Origin of the sequence: Arcanobacterium canis (genome assembly GCF_029625435.1) — a bacterium.
GTDB lineage: Bacteria > Actinomycetota > Actinomycetes > Actinomycetales > Actinomycetaceae > Arcanobacterium > Arcanobacterium canis.
The window spans coordinates 233212-248659 of sequence record NZ_CP121208.1 but is presented as its reverse complement, the minus strand read 5'-3'; the positions used below and the strand labels follow the sequence as shown (position 1 = coordinate 248659).

14 protein-coding genes, 1 tRNA gene and 1 other RNA gene are annotated in these 15448 nt (G+C 55.5%); 4 read left to right on the top strand and 12 right to left on the bottom strand.

Annotated elements, in window-relative coordinates:
* Nucleotides 1–123: 123 nt before the first annotated feature.
* From P7079_RS01080 to P7079_RS01070, 3 genes are read right to left on the bottom strand one after another with little or no spacing between them, the layout of a single operon-like run.
* Entirely contained in the window at nt 124–693 is a 570-nt protein-coding gene (locus P7079_RS01080; protein ID WP_278012999.1) for a LytR C-terminal domain-containing protein, read from the bottom strand.
* A gap of 23 nt (nt 694–716) precedes the next feature.
* A complete protein-coding gene (locus P7079_RS01075) occupies nt 717–992 on the bottom strand; it encodes a DUF3263 domain-containing protein (protein ID WP_278012998.1) in 276 nt (91 codons plus the stop codon).
* 40 nt (nt 993–1032) lie between these two features.
* Nucleotides 1033–1614 (bottom strand): biotin transporter BioY, encoded by a 582-nt coding sequence (locus P7079_RS01070; protein WP_278013576.1) that lies wholly within the window; start codon nt 1612–1614, stop codon nt 1033–1035.
* A gap of 198 nt (nt 1615–1812) precedes the next feature.
* On the opposite strand from P7079_RS01070, the gene P7079_RS01065 reads away from it, so the two are divergent.
* Nucleotides 1813–2481, top strand: a complete 669-nt coding sequence (locus P7079_RS01065; protein WP_278012997.1) for a uracil-DNA glycosylase — start codon at nt 1813–1815, stop codon at nt 2479–2481.
* A gap of 13 nt (nt 2482–2494) precedes the next feature.
* Here the strand turns inward: P7079_RS01065 and trhO are convergent, their stop codons facing one another.
* A complete protein-coding gene (trhO, locus tag P7079_RS01060; RefSeq protein WP_278012996.1) occupies nt 2495–3397 on the bottom strand; it encodes an oxygen-dependent tRNA uridine(34) hydroxylase TrhO in 903 nt (300 codons plus the stop codon).
* Between the two features lie 123 nt (nt 3398–3520).
* Between trhO and P7079_RS01055 the strand changes: the two genes are divergently transcribed.
* Nucleotides 3521–3694 (top strand): hypothetical protein, encoded by a 174-nt coding sequence (locus tag P7079_RS01055; protein WP_278012995.1) that lies wholly within the window; start codon nt 3521–3523, stop codon nt 3692–3694.
* Between the two features lie 525 nt (nt 3695–4219).
* On the opposite strand, the gene P7079_RS01050 is transcribed toward P7079_RS01055, so the two are convergent.
* From P7079_RS01050 to P7079_RS01040, 3 genes are all read right to left on the bottom strand, one after another.
* A tRNA-Thr gene (locus tag P7079_RS01050) sits at nt 4220–4292 on the bottom strand.
* A 133-nt stretch (nt 4293–4425) separates the two neighbouring features.
* Complete coding sequence (locus tag P7079_RS01045) at nt 4426–5274, bottom strand: DsbA family protein (protein WP_278012994.1); 849 nt, start codon at nt 5272–5274, stop codon at nt 4426–4428.
* 66 nt (nt 5275–5340) lie between these two features.
* Entirely contained in the window at nt 5341–6975 is a 1635-nt protein-coding gene (locus P7079_RS01040) for a protein kinase domain-containing protein (RefSeq protein ID WP_278012993.1), read from the bottom strand.
* Nucleotides 6976–7198: 223 nt separating this feature from the next.
* Between P7079_RS01040 and P7079_RS01035 the strand changes: the two genes are divergently transcribed.
* Both P7079_RS01035 and P7079_RS01030 read left to right on the top strand, forming a co-directional pair.
* Nucleotides 7199–8323 (top strand): ABC transporter ATP-binding protein, encoded by a 1125-nt coding sequence (locus P7079_RS01035; protein ID WP_278012992.1) that lies wholly within the window; start codon nt 7199–7201, stop codon nt 8321–8323.
* Nucleotides 8324–8545: 222 nt separating this feature from the next.
* On the top strand, nt 8546–9802 hold the full coding sequence (locus P7079_RS01030; RefSeq protein WP_278012991.1) for a DUF4032 domain-containing protein: 1257 nt from the start codon (nt 8546–8548) through the stop codon (nt 9800–9802).
* 75 nt (nt 9803–9877) lie between these two features.
* On the opposite strand, the gene pdxT is transcribed toward P7079_RS01030, so the two are convergent.
* The 5 genes from pdxT to ffs form a co-directional block, all read right to left on the bottom strand.
* A complete protein-coding gene (pdxT, locus tag P7079_RS01025) occupies nt 9878–10537 on the bottom strand; it encodes a pyridoxal 5'-phosphate synthase glutaminase subunit PdxT (RefSeq protein WP_278012990.1) in 660 nt (219 codons plus the stop codon).
* Nucleotides 10534–11409, bottom strand: a complete 876-nt coding sequence (gene pdxS, locus P7079_RS01020) for a pyridoxal 5'-phosphate synthase lyase subunit PdxS (RefSeq protein WP_278012989.1) — start codon at nt 11407–11409, stop codon at nt 10534–10536. Before pdxS ends, pdxT begins: the two co-directional genes overlap by 4 nt.
* 259 nt (nt 11410–11668) lie before the next feature.
* Nucleotides 11669–12301: a recombination mediator RecR gene (gene recR / locus P7079_RS01015; RefSeq protein WP_278012988.1), complete on the bottom strand. Its 633-nt coding sequence runs from the start codon at nt 12299–12301 to the stop codon at nt 11669–11671.
* A complete protein-coding gene (locus P7079_RS01010) occupies nt 12301–15042 on the bottom strand; it encodes a DNA polymerase III subunit gamma and tau (RefSeq protein WP_278012987.1) in 2742 nt (913 codons plus the stop codon). The genes recR and P7079_RS01010 overlap by 1 nt, the downstream gene beginning before the upstream one ends.
* A gap of 153 nt (nt 15043–15195) precedes the next feature.
* Nucleotides 15196–15291, bottom strand: an RNA gene (gene ffs, locus P7079_RS01005) — signal recognition particle sRNA small type.
* Between the last annotated feature and the right edge of the window lie 157 nt (nt 15292–15448).

Sequence of the window (15448 nt, the reverse complement as noted above, 5' to 3'; positions counted from 1 at the left end):
TCTCCCTATTTCACCGCGAGCGATACGCACCTCACACCAAAGTTGTTCACGCGCTCAATAAACTGACTGAAACCAAACAAAAGTGAGGGTGCCACCCCTGGCACCCTCACTGTCGTTTATCTTCTAGCGCAACACAGCCACAATTTGGCCGGCCCCTACAGCTGACGCAGACTCTACTGCTGTTCCGCCAAGTTTCTGCGCCACATGTTCCGCAGCGGCTTTCACAGACGAATCACGATAGTAGACGGTCGTTTGCGCAGGCGCGCCCTTGGAATAGTTTCCAACCTCAATATTGGTGTATCCCTCAGCCTTCAGCACTTTGCCCTGCTCAGCCGCATACCCTTTCACACCCTTACCATTGAGCAACATGATCGAGATCGTTTTGTCCCTCACCTGGGCAGACTGAGATTCGATGGGTGTTGGGGTCGCTTTCGCGGCCGCAGCCGACGCCGACGGAGCAACCGACGCCGTCGGGGCTTGGCTGGGTTTGCCACTCGCCACAGACGAAATCGGAGATGATTCATACGTGGAATAAAAGTGTCCCACGGCAGCACCAAGCAACGGCATCACAACCACGACTGCGATGAGCGCGATCCACCATTTACGCAAGGACACCACCGGACCGCGATGAGCACCGAGCGAGCCGCGCTCGCGGGCAAGCGTATCGAATTCGTCTTCAGGATAAGTATTCACGATGCAGATCTTACCGTGCTGAGCTACCGATGCGAACCATTGTCGCGTTCTGCGAGCTTTTTCCATGTCAGCTCTTTCAATCGAGCCACGAGAACAGGTTCACGGGCATAGGCCCGAGGGTCATCAAGAAGATTCGCAAGACGAAGGTAATACTCAAACGGCGCGAGCTGAAAAGTGTGCCGGATCGCGGCTTCTTTTGAGCGGGCAATCTTGCGCCACCCTTTTTCAAAGTTGAGGATGGCGATCTCTTCTTCAGATAAGCCGCGTTCCTCTTCGGGTAGAGAGTTATCCTTCGTCATATTTACTACTGTATCGCGCCCCTATGACAGTACTTCGTGATTATCTGACAATTCGCCCATATGCGCGCAGAGCTGGAAGCGACATCGTCACGAGTACCATTTTGATCAGTTCACCTGGCACAAAGGGCACCAACCCCACACTCAGAACGGTGACCCATGTTGCACCACTTCCCAAGAAGACTGCCAGCCAAATCAACCCTGGCACGAAAGGTGCCGTGAAAGCGCCGAGCATTCCGCCCACATAACGCCACCCCGACGTCACGCCACGATCAGACATCCACCCGATGATCGCCGCCTGGCCGACCATCCCAAGAAGATACCCAAAAGTTGCCCCGAGAAGAATCGACGTACCACCTAGACCGCCAGCAAAAACGGGGGCACCCGCAAGACCTACCGCAATGTAGACAACAGTGGTGATGACGGCGCGTCGGAAGCCTAAAGCAAGCGAGATAAGTGGGATGACGAGAGTTTGCAACGTGATGGGGACTGGCCCCACCGGGATCTTCACTTGCGAGGCAAATGCGATGAGCGCTGTCGCTGCGGCAATAAGCACCGCCGACTGCACCGCAGGAAGCGCCTTGATACGGATAGGGTTTGTGACGATCGACGTCGATGTTGTCATGGCCACCTGATCTCCTTCGGATACGAACCACATATGTTTCTCACCCCTAAGTTACTGCACCGTAAGTTACGAGCAGCGCGAGAGCACACGAACGTTGCCGAATCAACGTCCAACTGGAGCATACTCCACGGAAAATTTCCGACGTCGGGAGAAAATCTCCCCAACAGCACTACACACACCGAGCGTTACACTAAGCTCATGAGCATCGCGAACATCGATCCCGGTTGGGCACGTGAATTAACACCCATCGAAGACAGTATTCATGCCATGGGTAATTTTCTCCGCGAAGAAAATGCGGCTGGTCGCGGTTACCTCCCGCAAGGCGCCAACATTCTTCGAGCGTTCACATACCCTCTTGACGAGGTGAAGGTACTCATCGTGGGACAAGACCCCTACCCCACTCCCGGACACCCAATCGGATTGAGCTTCTCAGCAAACGCCGATGTGCGTCCGCTTCCACGCAGTCTCGCCAATATTTTTAAGGAACTCGTCACCGACACTGGTGTGCCAATGCCACCCAATGGTGACCTCACGCCGTGGTCCGAACGTGGGGTGATGCTCTTGAACAGGGTATTGACCGTCACCCCCGGGGTTCCAGCATCACATCGCGGAAAAGGCTGGGAACGCATCACTGACCACGCCATCCGTACGTTGGCACGGCGTGGGCGCCCGCTGGTAGCGATTCTTTGGGGGAAACAAGCACAAGAACTTGCTCCGTTACTCAGCGGAATTCCCATTATCGCCTCGCCACATCCGTCGCCGCTGTCAGCTTCGCGAGGATTCTTCGGGTCCCGCCCATTTACGCGCGCAAACGCCCTGCTCGTGGAGCAGGGCGCTGAGCCAATTAACTGGGATTTGAGCCGCTGAAAAGCGCCAAACGCTAGGCGCTCACATTCATGTGCTCGTCGCAGAACGCCGGCTTATGCACACAATCCTCACACACAGGCATACGCGTGCGGCACGAGGGTTCATCGCAGTTATGCAGACGTCCAGCCGGCGCACCACAGGTATGACACTGGGCGAGTTTGGCTGCCTCGCCGTCGAAATCTATGACCTCACGGTTGTCAAACACCGTCAACGAGCCCTGCCAGCGTCCAGAGTTGGCGAACTTTTCGCCGTACCGGACAATGCCGCCGTCGAGCTGATAGACCTGGGTGAACCCACGGTTCTTCATTAATGCTGAGAGGACTTCACAGCGAATTCCGCCCGTGCAGTACGTCAAGATCGGCTTGTCCTTGATGTCATCAAACTTGCCTGATTCAAGCTCAGCGATGAAGTCATGCGTCGTGGTGGTGTCAGGGACGACGGCGCCTTCGAATCGGCCGATCTCCCACTCCACTTTGTTACGTCCGTCAAAGAAGACAAGATCTGGGTTTGCATGGATGAGGTTTTCAACTTCCTCAGGCTTGACGTGAACACCGCCACCGATCACACCTTCTGGGCCAACTTTAAGTTCGCCAGGAGCACCGAATGCCACAATTTCATCGCGCACCTTGACCGAAAGACGCGGAAAATCGCGAGAGAATCCATCCTCACCCATGCCAGTCCCCTCCGACCATTTCATGTCAACATCGGCGAATGGCGGGTAGTTCTTCAATTCCTTGACGTATGCCTTGCACGCCTGAACCGTGCCACCAAGCGTTCCGTTGATGCCATCACGGGAGATAAGGAGACGACCACGCAACCCCAACTTCTCGCAGAGGTTCTTCTGCCACATCTTCACTGCAAGTGGATCTGGCAGAGGCGCGAACTTGTAAAACAGCAGCACTTTCGAATCGGTCATTTTTCTCCCTTAGATCACGGCATCAGGAACGAGGTGAGCGTGCCATCTCGTCCACCACAACACAATTTCACCATAAACGCTCTCTTTGCGTTCGTTTGAAGCTGCAACTTGCTAGTCGCAAATATGACTCGAAGTTCTATTATTGGTAAACGATACGAAGGTCTCGGCGGTGAAGAAGGCGGCTATGTGGCTGTTTATAGTGCGAAAAGCGACGGCGCCCGCATCGTCGTGAACTGCGTCGTGGCGGGCACCCCGGAGCATCCGAAGATCGTCACGCTCCGCCTCCGCGAACTATAGTTGAACATGAACTGAGTTCTTGAGAGGAGGTGATACGCGATGTATTACCGATTGCAGTATCCGTTGAACGACAGGGACAATAAATCTGTCTCGCTCAAAATCACGGAAAAGTCAGCCAATCGCGTTAGGGAAGCGATAGCTACATCAGGAGTGAAGGGCGCATTGGTGACGCTAGAACTTTCCAACGGTAAGACCGCTGAGGTGTTTGTCAGCAACTCAATTCCACTCATTCTTATACCGGCAAATTCTGAGGGCACACCACAGGTTTTCTAAATGATTTCGGGTTCTCCTCCAGCTTCGAAGAGTAGTGTCGCCGCCGTATGATGCGCCTCATGTACCACCGCCGCGCATACGGCGACGCAATCTAATAAATCCTGTGCCCTACGGTGCGGAGGCATGAGCCTTTGGACATAGCCATCCGAAGCGCCTTTCCGGAGTTTCAAATGGGTCTACTAATGGGTCTACTAAACCAGCATGAGCAAATTGGCAACTACCGCAAGTGGCGGTATTTCGGGTAAAAAAGAGAGCCCCCTGTCGGACTCGAACCGACGACCTTCTGTTTACAAGACAGATGCTCTACCAACTGAGCTAAGGAGGCGTGGGCTAGATGGTCTAGCCAACGGGAATATTTTGCCAGAATGAGGCGAGGAACGCTAGTTATGCGTTCCTCGCCTCATTCTTTGATGAACATTTGGCTATTTAGCGCCGTTTTTGTTCATGCAAAATTGCTATCAGCTCTCCTTGGGAGCTTCAGGGATGGCCTTACCAGCGCTGATATCAGCGAGCATCTGTGGGAACTGCTCAATCCTGACGTCAACCTTCTTACCGTCAACGGTCACGGTTGGCGTACCGTTGTAACCCTTATCACTAAACGCCTGAGTCGCCTTCGTAACGTAATCCGCCCATTCCTTCGACGTAATCGTTGCGGCCATATCCTCAAGATCCTTGTCCTTCATTCCAAGTTTCTTGGCAACCTCACGAATATCTTCAGGAGTTGCTTGCTCTGCGGAGGACTCGGCAGTTTTCGCGCCTTGTTCCATCAGAGCTTCGAACATGGGTCGTGCGATTTCAGGTGCATACGTTGCGGTGTAGAAGATCGCTGCAGCACCCGTGGCAGAGAATGGCTGATGAAGGATATTGACGGGATAGAACTTGAAGCCAATCTTTCCTTCTGAACTGTAAGAATTGATGACATCCTTGTTCTGGAGTTCGAGCTGCTGGCAGAACGGGCAACGGAAATCAGAGTAAATGGCCACTTCTGGCTTCCCGTCAACTTTCTTACCAGCCTCACCCTTGGCGTTAATGGTGATTCCGTAGTCTTCGTCAACGTTCTTGATGTCAAGTGCGCGAGCCGTTCCGCCGTACTTTGCTTCACTGCTATTCGAGGTCAGTACCATGTAAGAAGTCACGATCACGACAACAGCAACAATAGCCGCCACAACAATACCAACGATCTTGTTTCGGCGAGCGCGCTTTGCCTCAGCTTCCTTCAGCGCACGTGCTTTTTCTCGAACAGCGGCGCGACGCTCTTCTTTCGAGAGTTTGACTGACGTGGTCCCGGGAGTTTGTTTGGGTGCCATGATGTCCTTTCTTGCCCCAACGCCGGCGCATGAGTTACATCCGTAAGTTTCAGTTGAAAGTTTAACCTAGAAAAGAATTCTTCCAAAAGGGGTGAGGTTGACTGTCGATCCACTCCGCCAGAAAACATACGCTCCGGCGGCTGCCACCATTGCAAAGACCACCCACAACGCCCGATACCCAGAAGTCGGAGTGACAGACTCCATCATGTAACGCACTCCCTCCCGCGCCTTGTGGGAGGCAGCAAACATCCAGATCACCACAACAGCAAGCCCGACGACTGTGGAATATAGAGACCTTGATCTCGCGATATCCATTTGCACCATCACCCAACCGGCACCCATAGCGATTGTTCCGCCAACTAATACCGACATAGCCAACCTCAATGTTGCCGTCACCATGACCCATGGCAGGCGGACGAGAGACCGGAGAGATTCCCCTGTATAAGGGCCACCGTGTCGATACCGTCGATTGATGAGTTCTTCGCGGGTGTCCCCCACAATGTCAGCACACCAGAGGGTAGCAATCACCGCAATCATGGTGGCCCACGGGCGTGCGCCCCCAATCAACGCCACAGCGACTGCAAGTGCGAGGAAAAAGAGCGGAAATGTCCGTGGGGGTGTCATCCACTGCGGAATCGACGGCGGTTCGGTCACCTTGGCTTCCTGCGGCGCATACGAGACAGGTGGATGTTGCGGATAGAGAGCAGTTGGCTGTTCCGCGGGCGTCGTCATCACACGAGTTGGCTCGACGGCGGGTGCGGACTCAAGCACAACGGGAGGCTCAATCACAGCTGGACGCTCCAGAATAGCGGTCAGCTCAACGCTCGGTGCCGCCTCGGCGTCGTCGGCCACCTCGGCACGAGCCACCCCGTCGTCGGCCTCTTCGGCACTCTCACCAACCGGAATCATCGGGGAAAAGCTGGCGTCATCGAGCACTTTTTGAAGCGTCGTGTACGGCAGACGCGCCGATTCGTTAGGCGACAGAGCCGCACGGAAAGCGGCGGCGAGGCGATCCGGCAACCCGGAAAGATCTGCTTCACCTGCAAGAACGCGATTCATCACAGCTGAAGTGTTACCGCGCCCGAAAGGTGGCCGTCCCGTCGCAGCGAATGCAATCACCGCAGCCATCGACCACCAATCTGCCAGTTCATCCGGCGCGCTCCCACGAATCACTCGAGGATCCGCCCAGCCAGGTGTGTGGGTCAGAGAGCCAGTCTGAGTCAGGCGCAGATCGTCGCCCAATTGAGAAATACCGAAATCGATGAGCACCGGCCCGTTTTGCCCGAGCATCACATTCGACGGCTTGACGTCTCGATGGAGGACGCCTTGAGCATGGATTGATTCCAGCGCCTCGCCAAGTTCTCGCGAAAGTTGGGCAAGATCGTCCCCCGTGAACACTCCTTGTTGAGCCACGTCGTCGTCGAGAGTCGGCCCATCGATTAGCTCAGTGACGATAAAGACGTCTGTGTCATCAGTTTCAGCGTCGAGAATCTGCGCCACGTACGGGCCACGCACACGTTGAAGCATTGCAACCTCGCGTTTCAGGCGCACTCGCGCAGCGGGGTCAGCAGAAAGCGCAGGATGAAGAAGCTTCAACGCGACCCGTGTGCCGCCGCCGTCGATTGCCTCGTACACCGTTGACATCCCCCCGACGCCGATGCGCTCAACGAGCTGATAGCCGCCAATTTCTCTACGTTCCACGATCACCCCTCCCAGGTCACTTCTCTCATTTTGCCCTATTGCTCATCAAATGTGATGTCACTGCACTCCCACAGAACACGTAGTGACTTTTGCGGTAGACCAATACGCAAAGCTGTGAAATAATCGACACGGTGCTCACACCGACGTGGGCATCGTGTCTTTTATATATAGGCACCTTTCACTCGGATCGTCCGGCACGTACCTGCCGGTGGAGGGACCAGCAATGGCTACCGTTACTTATCAAAACGCTACCCGCGTCTACCCGGGAAACACCACTCCTTCAGTTGATTCTTTGAACCTCGATATTGCCGACGGCGAATTCCTGGTTCTCGTTGGGCCTTCGGGTTCGGGCAAGTCAACCGCTCTGCGTATGCTCGCAGGCCTCGAAGATGTGAACTCCGGAAAGATCTTCATTGGGGATCGCGACGTCACCGACGTCTCCCCCAAGGATCGCGACATCGCTATGGTCTTCCAGAACTACGCACTCTACCCACACATGTCCGTCGGCGAGAACATGGGCTTCGCCCTGAAGATCGCTGGTGTGGACAAGAACGTGATTAAGGAGCGCGTGGCGAAGGCCGCAGAGATTCTCGATCTCACTCCATACCTTGAGCGTAAGCCGAAGGCACTGTCAGGTGGTCAGCGTCAGCGCGTGGCCATGGGCCGCGCCATCGTGCGTGAACCGCAAGTGTTCCTCATGGACGAACCGCTGTCGAACCTGGATGCGAAGCTGCGTGTGCAGACCCGTACCCAGATCGCTTCGCTCCAGCGCGAACTGGGTATCACCACCGTGTACGTGACCCACGATCAGACCGAAGCTCTGACCATGGGTGACCGCATTGCAGTGCTGAACTTCGGTGTGCTTCAGCAGGTGGCTTCCCCGGCAGAAATGTTCTCCCGTCCGGCAAACGCCTTCGTTGCAGGCTTCATCGGCTCGCCGGCAATGAACCTCGGCCCGTGGACACTCGAGGGTGGTGTTGCTCGCTTCGGTGATGCGTCGATCCCTGTTCCAGCCAATGTTGCAGCAGGAGTCACCGCTGAGGATAATGGCAAGATCATCGTGGGCCTGCGCCCTGAAGCTTTCGACGTCGTGTCCGAAGCTGAGCAGTCAATCCCGTTGAAGGTGACCTTCGTTGAGGGTCTGGGTTCGGATGCTTACGTCCATGGCCACATCGTTGGCCAGGAGCGCGAAGCTGAGCGCTTTGGCTCTGGCGACAACTCCGACATCGTCACTGTGCGTACACCTCCGACGATGAACCCGATGCCAGGCTCGATTGTGTACTTGCGTCCACAGCTTGAACATGCGCACTTCTTCGCAGCATCTTCGGGCATTCGCCTGGGTGACTGAGAAAAGTCTCGTTGTGTTTCATCAGGGCCGGTTGCTGGAACTCCAGCAACCGGCCCTGATTGATGGAGCAATGTTTTCTAAACCAACCCCGCTCAGAAGCGTGCCTACCGGCGTCGGCGAGTAGACGCAACACCAGCGCGCCGATTATTCTCCAGCTCGGCCGTACCACCGGCGTCGGCGAGTAGACTGAGATTCTTAAGACCGCAAAGAAAGGATCTGCGAATGCCACCAAAGGCGCTTCAGATTACGTCGGCGAAAGTTGTGCCAGCGTTACTCGATCTGCCGTGGAACATTCCGCTCGAAGAGTGGCCTGAGGAGCTCATCGCGACACTCCCGCGAGGCATCTCCCGCCACGTTGTGAGATTCGTCAACCTCGAAGGCGAGATCATCGCGATCAAGGAAATTGGCGAAGAGGTAGCGCACCACGAATACGAGATGCTTCGCGATCTCGATCGTATTGATGCTCCCTGTGTCGATGCGCTCGCTGTCATTACTGGCCGTTATGACGACGCCGGTGAACCGCTCAACGCCGTGTTGATTACACACCACCTGCCCTATTCTTTGCCGTACCGCGCAATTTTCTCTCAACAGTCCTCAATGCGCCCAGAGACTGTCAATCGTCTCACCGACGCGCTCACCGTACTGATGGTGCGTTTGCATCTCATCGGCTTTTTCTGGGGCGATGTGTCGCTATCGAATACGCTCTTTCGGCGCGATGCTGGCGAGTATGCTGCCTATCTTGTTGATGCGGAAACGGGCGAACTTGAAGCGAATCTTTCGCCGCGTAAACGCGCCTACGATATCGATGTTGCGCGCACAAATATCATCGGAGAGCTGATGGATCTTCAAGCCGGTGGGATTCTTGACGAAGAATTCGATGCAATCGCCGTCGGAAACCGTTTCGAAGAGCGCTACCATGCGCTATGGGCGGAGCTCACTGAAGCAGAATCTTTCTCGTTATCTGATCGTTGGCGTGTGGACGAGCGAATTAATCGGCTCAATCAGCTCGGATTCGATGTCGGTGAGATGTCGATGTCCACCGATATTGATGGCACACAGCTTTCGATCCAACCGATGGTGGTGGACGCCGGGCATTATTCACGTCAAATCATGCGATTGACCGGCATGGACGTTGAAGAGCAACAAGCCAGGCGCATGATGAATGATCTTGATTCGTATCGCACACTCACAGGACGCGATTCACTCCCGCTGTCTGTGGTGGCTCATCAATGGATGACGGAAGTATTCGAGCCTACCGTCAATGCGATTCCACGCGAGCTGGCAGGAAAGCTCCAACGCGCCGAGATTTTCCATGAGGTGCTCGAACACCGCTGGTACATGTCTGAAAAGGCGGGTCATGACGTACCAATGAAAGATGTCATCGAGTCATATATCAATGACGTGCTGGTACACCGACCAGATGAGCAGGCACTGATCCCGCAGACTGAGACCACCACAATTCCTGTGATTATGGAATAACAGTAGGTGGGTGGGAGATTGCCTCACGCATTCTCCCACCCACCTACTGCATGGAGGCCAAACAAAAATCCCGATCTACAGCATACGAGCGAAGGCCTCGTATATGTGCAGGTCAGAATCAAGTTCGGGTTGGAATGTTGCTCCGATTTGATTCTCGTAGCGCACCGCCACAGGCGTACCGTTGGGCAATTGCGCGATGACGTCCACTCCCTCACCCCATTGGGCAATGTGAGGTGCTCGGATAAAGGTCATCGGGATCGTGACCGGATCGTTGCGCGTCGCTTCGCCGTGATCGTTACTCATGTAAAGGCCATCGTCGATGTAAAAGCTCCCCAGTTGGCGCCCGTAAGCGTTGCGCACCACCGTCACCGGCATCGTTGCGAAACCGTTGATCTCCACAGCTGAGTTCGTTGGCATCGCTGCGTGTGCGCCATCGATCCCCGATACTGGACCGTTCATCACGTGTTGGGCTAGCAGAATCAGCCCGGCACATGTGCCGAATACTGGCATTCCACCGCCAAGAGCCTCTGCTAACGGATCAAACATATCCAGCTCATGCAGGAGCTTGCTCTGGACTGTTGACTCTCCGCCAGGGAGAACCAAGCCGTCAAGTGAACAGCGCACGTGTGCTGTGTGACGCAGTTCAACTGCACGAAGGCCGAGTTCTTCTAACCGACGACAGTGTTCAATGAACGCACCTTGAACAGCAAGAACTCCTACGGTTTTACCGGTCATTGACCGCGCTCCGCCATGAGAAGATCAATCTCAGCTTCGTTGATTCCCACCATCGCTTCGCCAAGGTCCTCGGAGAGCTCAGCGATCAACGCCGCGTCCTCAAAGTTCGTCACAGACTTCACGATTGCGGCTGCACGCTTTGCAGGATCGCCTGACTTGAAAATACCCGAGCCAACGAACACGCCCTCGGCTCCAAGCTGCATCATTAGCGCGGCGTCGGCTGGAGTGGCCACACCACCGGCAGCAAAGTTCACCACCGGAAGCTTGCCAGCGTCCTTGACCTGGCGAAGTAGCTCCACAGGAACGGCAAGCTGCTTAGCGTGCTCGAACACTTCGTCGTCACGCAGCCCCACAACGTGGCGGATCTGAGACTGAATCAGACGCATGTGCGTCACTGCCTGGACGACGTCGCCCGTGCCAGGCTCACCCTTCGTGCGGATCATCGACGCGCCTTCAGCAATTCGGCGAAGCGCTTCGCCGAGGTTTTTGGCACCGCACACGAACGGAACGTCGAAGGTGCTCTTGTCGATGTGGTAGACGTTGTCCGCGGGCGAAAGCACTTCGGATTCGTCGATATAATCGATCTCAAGCGCCTGAAGTACCTGAGCCTCAACGAAGTGGCCAATACGGACCTTCGCCATGACGGGGATCGATACGGCCTGCTGAATTTCCTTGATCAGGCGCGGATCGCTCATACGTGATACACCGCCTGCAGCACGAATATCTGCCGGGATGCGCTCAAGCGCCATCACAGCACACGCTCCGGCTTCTTCAGCAATGCGTGCCTGATCAGCATTCGTGACGTCCATAATGACGCCGCCTTTGAGCATCTGCGCAAGTTGCTTATTGAGTTCGTATCGGGAGTTGGCCATAATCTCGCCTTACTGTTCACAGTGTGTGCCGACGCCGGTGCGCCGGGCTGACTTCCGCACAAGACTATACGTGACTTTTTTCGCTCACGCCCTACAAGTTTTCGCTCGCATTCCTCCCTGCTGCCGAGCGTGAGAGAGGAGGGACGCAGTCGGGTGTGCTGGGCATTCCAGCAGCCCAACTGTGCCGGGTGCCCAAGAGTCGGGGGCCAACATGCAAGTAGGCGTGTCTGCCGACGTCGTTTCAGATCGCCGACGCTTGTCAGATCGCCGATGGCAACGTTGTTGGCTCACTCAATCGAGTTCGTCCTTCGAGCGCACGCGAGATCGTCATTTCATCTGCGTATTCTAGGTCACCGCCAACAGGCAATCCCGAAGCTAAACGCGAGACGACTACTCCCATGTGCGCAAGATTTAACGACAGATATGTGGCCGTGGCCTCACCTTCCACATTCGGATCCATGGCAAGAATGACTTCTTTTACCTCGCCAGTGCCAAGACGCGAGTACAGCTCACGAATGCGCAATTGATCTGGGCCAACACCGGCGATAGGGTCAATAGCTCCGCCGAGCACGTGGTAACGGCCGCGGTATTCGCGCGCACGCTCAATAGCAACAATATCTTTCGCTTCTTCAACCACACAGATCACGGAATCAAGCCGGCGTGGATCGGAACAAATAGAACAGATATCGCTTTCAGTGACATTGCCACAAATTGAGCAGAAACGAACCTTTGTTTTGACCGCCTGAAGGGCACTGACGAGTGCTTCGACCTCTGCACTATCTACTTCAAGCAAGTAAAACGCAATGCGTTGGGCACTTTTGGGGCCAACACCGGGCAGGCGTCCGAGTTCATCAATCAACTGTTGTACTGCGCCGTCGTAGACTCCAGCCATCAGTGTGCCTCCTCTAACGGGATTTCTTCAACGATTTGGGCATCAAGCTTTTCCACCAGGATATTCACCCCGGCGTTTTCAGCGACGGAGATTTCTGGGTCATCATCCGTCACTTCGTCCCAGTCGTCTTGCTCTTCTGCTTTCTTCTGGTGGGCAGCGGCAAGCTTAGCCACGTCAATTGTGGCTGCCTTCATGTGCGACGACTGATGTTCAGGCGCACGCCCTAACATTCGGGCAGTATCAGCAACGAAATTATCCGTTGCGCTCGGTTCATGAGGAACCGCAGGTGTTCTCACCGGTGCCGCAGTTGACTGATGCTGACTGGTCGGAAACACCTGGGGAGGAGGCGCCGGCATATTTTGGGCATAGAACGGCGTCTCATGTGTCATTGCCGCTGGATTATACGGTTCGAATTCCTCTTCGGGCACTGGTTCAAATTCAGGCGGAATATATTCGTATCCAGGAACAGGCCCTTCCTCATGGATCGGATCTTGACGAACCGGCACATCCAAGGTGGGAGCAGGAGTCTGCGGGAGCGCCGAAGATTTCCCCATTGGGGCGGAGGCACGCGTATGATCCTCGCCGGCAAATTCCACCTCACCACTGAGCAACGGCCCAAGCACACCTGCAGGATCTGCCAAGGCACGAGCCTCGGGTTCACGACTCGGATCCTGGTGATAGACAGGATCGTCCTCAGGGTGAGCAGTTTCCTCAAGCCCATCCTTCGGCTCGCCAAGTGGCCCTGGCTGAGGAAAAGCGCGACCTTGTTCAGCAGCCGATGTTGCTAGCGGGAGCTCATGTGCAGTGTGCTCCGCAGTAGCCTTTCCATGAGAAACCCTTTCATGGGCGTTGTTATTGGCGCGATCAGGAGCCGCGGCCTGCGCGGCCTCAACTTTTGGGCGATCAGTGTCCGTATTCTCTCGCGAATTGGGCACCGGAGGACGCGTGCTGTCCCTCTGACCTCCCGAAGGCTGTTCCCCCACACGTGCCTCAACGGGCAAAGACTTTCCGAATACTTTGCCGATTGCAGCCGAGACTTCTCCTGTGTGCCGCCCAAAAGCCTGTGCTAATCCAGGCTGCGAAAAACCGATCACGAGGGCGCCATCTTCAAATGCGATTGGCCCAAAAGATGCCGCAAGCTGTGAGCCAGCAACTTTCGACGTGTTCTTCACTGTGGACAGCACGTCCTCCCAGCGGCCGCGAACTGCATTCAGAGCACGTGATGGATCCACAGCAGGTTTCTTTTGTGACGCCGCCTCACGTGGCGCACTGTGAACAGCCTGTTCCTGTGGTTTCTCGGCCGATGGTTGTTCCTGACGAGGCGACACTGGAACATGATGAGGACGCTCTACAGTCTCTGCCCCCGGCATCTGCGGCATCGGCCGGTCTTGGGGAGCAACCTGGGCACTCGACGCTGGCGTCTGCGGCATCCTCTGATTCTGAGGGGCATTCATTCCTCGGCTGTGCGTAGGTTGCCCAGGATGTGCAGCAGTGCGCGCAGCCTCTTGCGGACTCCTCTTCAGTTTCGCCAGCTGCGCCGGCGGAGGCACAGCTGGCCCACGCCCCGTAGTTCCGACGTTCGCTGACACCTGTGAGTTCCCTGCCCCACCGGCGTCGGGAGAGGATGAACGTAGATTTGTCCCCTCGTTGACGATAAGCCGAGCACAGAGCAACTCAAGCTGGAGTCTTGGCGCAGTAGCACCCACCATCTGCGATAGCGCCTCGTTGACCAGGTCGGCACAATGGGATGCGCGGCTCGCACCAAGATTCATTGCCTGCCGCACCATACGTGAGTACTGATCTTCTGGGACAGCGACGAAAACATCACGAGCAGCTTCGCCCGTGAGCGCGATAATCATCAAATCGCGCAAACGTTGGAGAAGATCCTCCACAAAACGGCGCGGATCATGTCCACTTTTCACAACTGAATCAACCACACTGAACAGGTGTGCGCCGTCACGCTCAGCGATCGCTGCTACTGCTTCATCAAGCAACGCTGCCGATGTGTATCCCAGTAGTGCCACTGCGCGCTCATAGTTCAACACGCCATTTTCAGAGCCACCAATAAGTTGGTCAAGAACAGACATCGTGTCACGAACAGACCCGGTACCTGCGCGTACAGCGAGGCTGAGGACTGAACGTGGAGCCTCGATCCCCTCATTCGCGCACACCTGAGCAAGATAATCTTCGAGTTCAGTGGGTGGAACCAGACGGAACGGATAGTGATGCGTACGCGATCGGATCGTGCCGATCACCTTCTCAGGTTCAGTGGTCGCAAAGATAAATTTCACATGCTCGGGTGGTTCCTCGACCACTTTTAGCAGGGCGTTAAAGCCCTGGTTCGACACCATATGTGCTTCGTCGATAATAAAAATTTTGAAGCGATCACGGACAGGCGCGAAACCCGCTTGCTCACGCAGCTCGCGCGCGTCATCCACACCGCCGTGTGACGCTGCGTCGAGTTCGACGACGTCGAGTGAGCCCGAACCGTTACGCGCTAACTCACGACACGAATCACACTTCCCGCACGGGGTGTCGGTGGGGTATTCCACGCAGTTGAGACATCGTGCAAGGATACGCGCGGAAGTAGTTTTCCCGCACCCACGCGGGCCAGAAAACAAATAGGCGTGGGTCGTCCGCCCTGATGCCAAGGCAGCCATCAGCGGCGTGGTCACATGGGATTGCCCAATGACCTCCTGGAAGTTCTCGGGACGATAGCGACGATACAATGCGATACTCACGTGTCCTAGTCTACCGGTTAGGGTATGACAAAAAATTGTGATCACTTTCGCCGATGTGGGCGATGTGGGGGAGGGGGAGGCTCATCGTTACGCCAGCGGTAAATACCTGAACGGTCTGATGATTAGCTCCGCATGTTAGGACGCGTGAGAGAAAATGAGGACTCCCCACGCACCCGCCAGAGCTAACGTTTCCTTGCTGCATTCCTGCCCTGGGGAGTTACATCAGATGACGCCACGTGAGGAGTCTTGCTCCAGGTTACCGAATTTACCAACGTAACGCCAAGCGGATTCACGAAAATGAGCGGTCTGTCGCACTGAGAAGACGATGTAGTACTTGTTATTTTGTGGCACATTCCACCGCAAAAAATGCTTCGGTTCGATTTTCTTTTTCTCCACGGAACACGTA